At 51.5% G+C, this 3,315-nt stretch carries 3 protein-coding genes; all 3 read right to left on the bottom strand.

Features of this window, described 5'->3' with window-relative positions:
• Positions 1 to 69, bottom strand: a 69-nt coding sequence (locus tag F9B91_RS12180) for a transposase-like zinc-binding domain-containing protein (protein ID WP_419991891.1), incomplete at its 3' end; no start/stop codon positions are given.
• Between the two features lie 816 nt (positions 70 to 885).
• Positions 886 to 2,622: a DUF927 domain-containing protein gene (locus tag F9B91_RS12090; RefSeq protein WP_150923305.1), complete on the bottom strand. Its 1,737-nt coding sequence runs from the start codon at positions 2,620 to 2,622 to the stop codon at positions 886 to 888.
• Positions 2,619 to 3,206: a toprim domain-containing protein gene (locus tag F9B91_RS12085; protein ID WP_225306657.1), complete on the bottom strand. Its 588-nt coding sequence runs from the start codon at positions 3,204 to 3,206 to the stop codon at positions 2,619 to 2,621. The genes F9B91_RS12090 and F9B91_RS12085 overlap by 4 nt, the downstream gene beginning before the upstream one ends.
• Positions 3,207 to 3,315: the final 109 nt, after the last annotated feature.

Here is a 3,315-nt window from a genome sequence, read left to right as displayed (position 1 = left end):
GCATTTGTAGCGTTGTTTGCCGTTTCGGCAGCCGTTCCTTTTGACTTGTTTTGAGTCGCAAAAGGGCATTTTTTTGTATTCAAAGCCTTTGACCTCTTTTAAAGCCTTATAGGATAAGGCTTGCGGGGATTTTAGCCTCCATTTTGTTACTTACGTCCCAGGGCTCAAAATGGAAGCATATCATGTTGATTTAAATATATTTTATTTTTAAGTAAATCAATAATACCGTAAAAAATACCGTAAATTTGTCAAAGTCAAAATTTTTCAGGGGTGTTTTGTGGTATTTCTGCCAAGCTGTGAAATATGGTCGGATTGTAACACCGGCAATCACGCGCCGTCTTGTGGGCTGGTGTTTTCTCTATTTTTCCAGCCGTCCGATATTGCCTTTCGGACGGCTTTTGTTTGTATCGGCTCTGTCGGTCATGCGCCCACACAAAAAAGCGTATATACACAAAAAACGCAAAAATCGTTTGTTACCTTGTTACCAATGGCTGAAAGACTTACCAGTCATGGCTTTCGTGGTAACAAACACATATCTTAACCTTGTTACCGTTTGTTACCACTCCTGTTTTTTAAGCGTAACTATATGAATATAAAAGGGTAACAAATGGTAACAAGTCGGTAACAAGTAAATTTATGTTCATTTGTTACCGTTTTTTTTCTTTATTTTTATATTGATATTCATATAGTTATAAATGTTAAGTTTTGTGGTAACAAAGGTAACAAATGATTTTGCCTCGCGCATAGGGTTTTATCTGTTCGCGCGTCTTGGTCTTCTTTTCCCTTTTTATGGACTCTAAAAATTCGTTGTTGGGCGCAAAAAAGCCCGCCTGTATCAGTCATGGCGGGCTTGGTGGGCGTTTTGAATTAACCTCATGCAAACGGTCAGTCTTCTAGTTCCATATTTGGGGTCAGAACATAATACCAGCCGCTCCCTTTGCGCTGGTGTTGGTAGCCTTTGTTTTTGTGGTTGTATTTCAGCAATCCCCCGTCTAACAACACACGGCAAACTTTTAATTCATCGAAACTTTGGGCGATTTCATCGGCAAAGACACGGCGGATTACCCACAATTCCAATTTCTCCCCCTCCTGTTTCCGATAGCCTGCATGGTCTTTATTGGTGCTTTTATCGCTCCAATCCGTAAACCTCATACCTAACGCGTATAGGTCGATAAAGTCCTCCGCCTGCTCGATGATTCGGCGGTCTTCGTGTTTCCCCGCCCCGTTGGTTTCCAGCCATTCGTCAAAGCATTGTTTCACGCCTGCCATGCCTACGCCGGCGGCTAAACCGGTAACGGGGGCGGCAAGCTCCAAAGCGGCGGCGGCAAGGGCAAAGCGTTTTGCTACTCTTCGTGCCTGCCCTGACAGTTCGGGGACGGTCTCCATAAATGCGGTCATTCGCTCGTTTGCCTGCCGTTTGGCTTGCTCTAGGTCGTCTGAAAGCTGTCGGATGAAAGCCCTGCCCGCTTCTCCGTGATATTGTTCGGCGGATTGGGCGATATGTTCGCTCAATAATGCGCCGCTCTCGAAGCCGTGCAAGATGTCGTAAATACCGTATCGGGCGGCGGCTCTGATACTGGGCAGGCGGGCGGCTTGCCCTGCGTTCCAATCGCCTTTGTGGTGTTTCAGGATGGAATCGGGGGTCTTTTCTCCTGTCGAGAACATCATCACTTTCCAGCGGCTCAAGGCGCGGTTTCCGCCCTGTTTTGCGCCCTGTACTTTGTTGATTCCGTTCATGACGCTGTAAACGGTGTCGCCGATGACGTGGGGGCTTGCCTGCCCGATTTCGTCCAACACCAGCAAGCCGTCATTGCGGGCGGCGGCGGTATTGGAAAAGCCTATTTTCGTGCCGCTCCAAGACAACAGGCTGCCCGATGGTCTGCCCCATACGCTCAAGGCTGCTTTTGCGGCGGTGGTCTTGCCGTCGGATGAATCGCCCGTCAGGTGGAAACCGCCCGATTCTTCGCTCAACAGGGACAGCAAGGGGGCGGCAAAGGACGCGCCCAATGCCAAGCATAGGCGGCTGTTTCCCGCTGCGTATCGGGCGATATTTTGCTGCCAGTCGCCAAGTTCTCCAGTTGGTCGGTATGCCGCCGCTTGGCTGGTGTCGCCGTTGTAGATGACGGCGGGGGTTTTGCCGTCTGCCGTGATGGTTTCGCCGCTGGGCATGATGTAGGTGTCGCCGTGCCAGCCCGCGCGGTCGGTAATGGTAAAGGCGGTACGGCTGCCCTGTGTCTGCAAATAGTCAGCCAGCCGCTCCCTTTTTGCCCGCCCGCTCATGACGGTTAAGCCGTAACCCTGCAAACGCTGCCAGCCCTGAACCGTGCCGATTTCCGCTTGCGGGATGGCGGCGGTCTTGGTTTGGCGTGTGATTTTGTCCTGCCAGCGGATAACGCGGTAATACGCGCCGTCGTTGTCCTGCCCCGTGCCGATGATGTCGATAGGGTCGGAAAGTAATAGCGGCTCTGCTTCGATGGCTTCTCCGTCTTTGCCTGTCCTGACGTTTATCCACCATACGCCCCGATGGTCGGTATCGAAGCGGGGGCGCGGGCGGTATGGTTCGATGTCGTTGATGTTGTAGCCTTTGATGCTTTCCTGCTTCGCTGTTTCGGTATTTTTCATGCTGCTTTTCCTCCGATGGTGTGTTTCAGGTCGTCTGATTGGGCTTCAGACGACCTTTTTGCTTCTTTCAGTTCGTCCAATGCGTCATAGCCCAGTGTGTCGCTCTGCCATATGCGCGCCTTGATGCCCTGCTTGATGGCTCGGACTGCCAAATCATGCGCGGCTTTGAAACCCACGGGGCGCGGCGTGTCGTTATCGGCAATAATCACGATTTCCTTGAGGTCGTCTGAAAGTCGGTATTTCGCCATGCTGTTTGCGCTCAAGGCGGCGGATAAGCCCCAATCGCGGGCTTGGAACAGTTCGCGGGCGGCAAGGGCGGTTTCTATGCCCTCTGCGATGACAAGCCGTCCGTTTTCAGGGGTAGGAAACAAGTGAACCGCCAGCCCTGAAATACTGCCCTGTTTGCGGCTCTGCATTTTCTTGGCGGGCAGGGCTTCGCCCGTTTCGGGGTGTTTGATTGCCAGCTTTCGATAATGCGGGGCGTGTAGCCCGTCTTCCCCGTATGGCTTGTCATAGGTCGTCTGAAGATAGGTCATGTGCAAGCCTTGAAGCCCTCCGCCCGTATCGCGGATGGCACAAACCATACAGGGGAAACGACCGATAAAAAGCGGCTTGTCCTCCCCCGTCGTCCAATAGACCTCTTGCGAAAGTATCCTGAAGATTTACAATTCCCAAATGAAATACGAAAACCTA

It is taken from the genome of Streptococcus mitis, assembly GCF_008763935.1.
GTDB classification, from domain to species: domain Bacteria; phylum Bacillota; class Bacilli; order Lactobacillales; family Streptococcaceae; genus Streptococcus; species Streptococcus mitis_DB.
This window is presented reverse-complemented; position numbering and strand designations above follow the sequence as displayed.

Coding starts and splice junctions, on each gene's coding strand:
- F9B91_RS12090 (WP_150923305.1), bottom strand. CDS start 2,622: ATGAAAAATACCGAAACAGCGAAGCAGGAAAGCATCAAAGGCTACAAC.
- F9B91_RS12085 (WP_225306657.1), bottom strand. CDS start 3,206: ATGGTTTGTGCCATCCGCGATACGGGCGGAGGGCTTCAAGGCTTGCAC.